Source organism: Psychrobacter sp. (assembly GCF_018260395.1).
Lineage (GTDB): Bacteria > Pseudomonadota > Gammaproteobacteria > Pseudomonadales > Moraxellaceae > Psychrobacter.
Window position 1 is genome coordinate 1 of the sequence record NZ_JAGLBC010000179.1, and the last position, 3951, is coordinate 3951.

Sequence of the window (3951 nt, forward strand, 5' to 3'; positions counted from 1 at the left end):
CAGATAGTATATAGCTTTAGATAGGCTGTCAGCATGAATTTTGTCCATTACACCAATAATTATCACATCTAACCTTCATATTACCCCTCTAAAATGGTTTATAACTTTCATATAAAAGCGAATAACAAAAATATCTACAAAAAAATCGACGCTATAAAGCTGAACACTCTAGCTGTGTTGCTCCCTTAAAAAAGCAAGCCATTGATATTCATAATAAAGCCAAGCCATTAAATTAAGGAATAACCATGTCTGTGAACCGCCGTGATTTTTTGAAGTTATCGACTGTCGCTAGTGCAGCGGCTGTCAGCTCTCCCTCAGTATTCGCTATAGGCTCTGATCGTCCCTTGATTCCTTATGGTGTACAGTCAGGCGATATTATGAATGGCAGAGGTGTGGTGTGGAGTCGCACCAATCGTCCTGCTCGCATGATCGTTGAATGGTCAACAACGCCTAAGTTTGAACAAGTCAAAAGAGTAATGGGGCCAGCAGCTCTGCCTGAGAATGACTTTACTACCACAGTAGATTTGCAGAACTTACCTGCAGGGCAACATATTTTTTATAGAGTGAGTTATCAAGACTTAGCCGGTGCCAAGAATGAAAGTTATCCAGTACTGGGTCATTTCAAAACAGCCCCTAGTGCCAAACAAGACATTCGCTTTCAGTGGTCAGGTGATACGGTCGGTCAAGGTTGGGGTATCAATGAAGAGATTGGCGGTATGAAAATCTATCACACCATGGCAGAGAGTCGCCCAGACTTTTTTATCCATAGTGGCGATAATATCTATGCCGATGGGCCACTCAAAAATGAAGTAAAGCTTGCAGATGGTAGCATCTGGAAAAATATTACCACTGAAGCCAAAAGTAAGGTAGCTGAATCCTTGGATGAGTACCGTGGCAACTATGTCTATAACCTAATGGACAAAAATGTGCGTCGCTTTAATTCAGAAGTACCCATTATCTCGCAGTGGGATGACCATGAGACTATTAACAACTGGTATCCCAACGAGGTTCTTGAAAACGATGACAGATATAAAGTCAAAAGTGTCGCTTTATTATCGGCTCGATCTAAAAAAGCCTTTATGGAATATATGCCGATGCGTCTATCGGCAGATGAAAAAGAGCGTATCTATCGCAAAATCCCTTATGGTCCCTCACTTGATGTGTTCGTTATCGATATGCGTACTTACCGCGGTGATAACTCGGCCAATCGTCAAGCACAGCCTAGCGATGCCACCGCTTATATGGGACGTGAACAAATCGCTTGGCTAAAACAAGGATTGAAGGACTCAAAAGCGACTTGGAAGGTTATCGCCTCTGACATGCCTATTGGCCTTATGGTCAAAGATGGGGATAATTTTGAAAACTCATCAAATGGCGATGGCCCAGTATTAGGGCGTGAGCATGAAATCGCTGATCTGCTCAGATTTATTAAACAAAGTAATATCAATAATACGGTATGGTTAACCGCCGATGTCCATTACACTGCTGCCCATTATTACAATCCAGACAAGGCGCAGTTTCAAGATTTTAACGGCTTTTGGGAGTTTGTTTCAGGCCCATTAAATGCCGGTACATTTGGTCCTAATGCACTCGATAACACTTTTGGCCCTGAGCTTAAGTATGTCAAAGCGCCGAAAGAGGGCGAGTCGAACTTGCCACCTAGTGCGGGCATGCAGTTCTATGGAGAGGTGGCCATTGATGGTCGAACCGAGGGAATGACGGTCATGCTAAAAGATATGTATGGACGAACGTTATATACTCAAAACCTAGATCCCGTCGTTTAATCGCATATCTAAAAGACCTTAAAAAACCACGTCTAAAATCTTAGTTTAAAAGGCTCTTTGCCACTTTTATCTACGCAAGCTATTATATAGTTTGCGTTTTTTTATTGGTTCTTAAAGGTTGCTATCTGATGCTTTTATGAGAGCCTTGAAAGTTATGGTAGTCATTAGTAGATATAGATTTAATAAAACTCAATCCGACTTAGTACATGCACTTGAATGACGTAGGCACAAAAATAAGCACTGGGCCAAGCGAATACAAAAGCCAACATCCATGAATGCCACAAGTGATTAAAGAAGACATCGTTGTAACCTTCTTTTACCAATATTAGTGCCGATGAGATAATTAATGACATCAACAAGGCCATTAGCCCTGTAAATATAAGTCGATATAGCTTCATGCTAACACGTATTTTAAACGTGCCGGAATGCACTTTATTAGGTTTGGTCATGCGTCACCTTCTTATGGTTTTTAACTTATGTTTTCAAACTTATGGTTTCTATCTAATTGTTTCTATCTAGAGGTTGCTAACTAATGGTCGCTAACTATTTGTTATTTTATAAGGGTTTCTAATTAACAGTTGAAAACTAAGCAGATTACGCTTTGCACTACATATTATATAATTCTTATTATAAAAGGCTAGGTTTACTTTATTACATTGTTTCAAGTTAGCTGTTATTGGCTGTTAACCCTCTATCTTTAAGTTAATTTATATTTAATACTTTAGCTGGTGTTTTATTAGCTACTGTCAAGGTTGTAAAAAGTGGTATTATCGATTGGCAGTGGCTTTGTATAAGTGATATTAATAATTAATTTAGACCTATGAACAATTTCAATCATTGATATTGGAAGTTAGGCATAAGCGTAAACAAGGAGTCAGAGATGACAATGTATAGAGAGAATCAAGTAAAACAAGGATGGGTTAAAAAAGGGCTTGCCGCAACGTTGGCATTATCAATGATCGGCTGTACCACGCCTAATGCAGTGACAGTTGCCACTACCCAAACGCTGTTACAGCATGAACGTAATAATGCAGATTTGGTGTTAAAAACTTATAAACTGTCGAGTGGCGACAGCATGGTATATGCAGACAATCAAAACAGCTCGGCTGAGCCATTGCTACTGGTACATGGTTTTGGCGGTAATATGGATAATTTCACCCGTATTGCCAAAGAATTTAAAGACTATCATGTCATTATTCCGGATTTATTAGGCTTCGGTCAGTCAGATAAGCCTATGAGTGCAGACTACCGATCAGAAGCTCAAGCAAAGCGGCTGCATGAATTAATGCAAGCCCAAGGCTTAGCTCCAAATGTACATATCGGTGGTAACTCAATGGGCGGCTCTATCAGTATCGCTTATGCTTCAATGTACCCTAAAGAAGTCAAAAGTCTGTGGCTGATAGACAGTGGTGGTTTTTGGTCAGTGGGCGTGCCAGATTCTTTAAAAAATGCAACGCTTGAAAACAATCCGTTGTTGATTAGCAGCTATGAAGACTTTGAAAAATTAACCAATCTGGTAATGTATAAGCCACCTTATATTCCAACCTCGGTAAAAGCAGTGTTCGCACAACAGAGGATAGACAATAGACAGCTTGAGACCAAAATTCTTCAACAAACTGTGGGTGATAATGTTGAGCAAAGAGCGAAGATTATCGCTGCCAATAATATTCCTACCTTGGTCATTTGGGGCGATAAGGATCAAATTATCAAACCTGAAACGGCAGCCTATATAGCGACGATTATTCCCCAAGCTCAGGTCATTATGATGCCGGATGTGGGACATGTGCCCGTGTTAGAAGCGGTTAAACGCTCAGCTAACGATTATAAAAGCTTTAGGGAAAGTCTAAAGCAAGCCCAAAACAAAGTCCAAGTCACAAGTCAATAACTTCTTAGATAGCATGTTTAAGAGGCAGTTGTTACATATTTTTTAGATTTACTTATGGCTAAGAGAATGATATGTCTCTTAGCCGATTTCCAGAGTTGATAACTGCTGCGATTAGCTCTAGAGTCGTGGCGCCCCCTGCCATAAGTGTTTGTACAATATGGCAAGTTAAATATTAGAGGTTGAGTAAGATCAAGACTGTCTTGTATTAAAGAGATTGTTATTTCGATGAGTAGGTTTCGTTCTAAAAATTAAGTCTTCTACTTGTTCCATAAACTTTTAGTC

General features: G+C 39.8%; 3 protein-coding genes. 2 read left to right on the plus strand and 1 reads right to left on the minus strand.

The window, feature by feature from the left end:
• Positions 1-245: 245 nt before the first annotated feature.
• The gene (locus QZ265_RS10070; RefSeq protein WP_296405826.1) at positions 246-1784 is read left to right on the plus strand and encodes an alkaline phosphatase D family protein; all 1539 of its coding nucleotides are present in this window, start codon (positions 246-248) and stop codon (positions 1782-1784) included.
• A gap of 179 nt (positions 1785-1963) precedes the next feature.
• Here QZ265_RS10070 and QZ265_RS10075 read toward each other — a convergent pair whose 3' ends face one another.
• Positions 1964-2233, minus strand: coding sequence for a DUF2798 domain-containing protein (locus QZ265_RS10075; RefSeq protein ID WP_296405828.1), 270 nt, complete (start codon positions 2231-2233; stop codon positions 1964-1966).
• Between the two features lie 431 nt (positions 2234-2664).
• Between QZ265_RS10075 and QZ265_RS10080 the strand changes: the two genes are divergently transcribed.
• Positions 2665-3669, plus strand: a complete 1005-nt coding sequence (locus QZ265_RS10080) for an alpha/beta hydrolase (RefSeq protein ID WP_296405831.1) — start codon at positions 2665-2667, stop codon at positions 3667-3669.
• Positions 3670-3951 lie beyond the last annotated feature (282 nt).

Bases quoted from the DNA above. Each gene is read 5' to 3' on its own strand.
- QZ265_RS10075 (WP_296405828.1), bottom strand. From the start codon at position 2,233: ATGACCAAACCTAATAAAGTGCATTCCGGCACGTTTAAAATACGTGTT.
- QZ265_RS10080 (WP_296405831.1), top strand. From the start codon at position 2,665: ATGACAATGTATAGAGAGAATCAAGTAAAACAAGGATGGGTTAAAAAA.
- QZ265_RS10070 (WP_296405826.1), top strand. From the start codon at position 246: ATGTCTGTGAACCGCCGTGATTTTTTGAAGTTATCGACTGTCGCTAGT.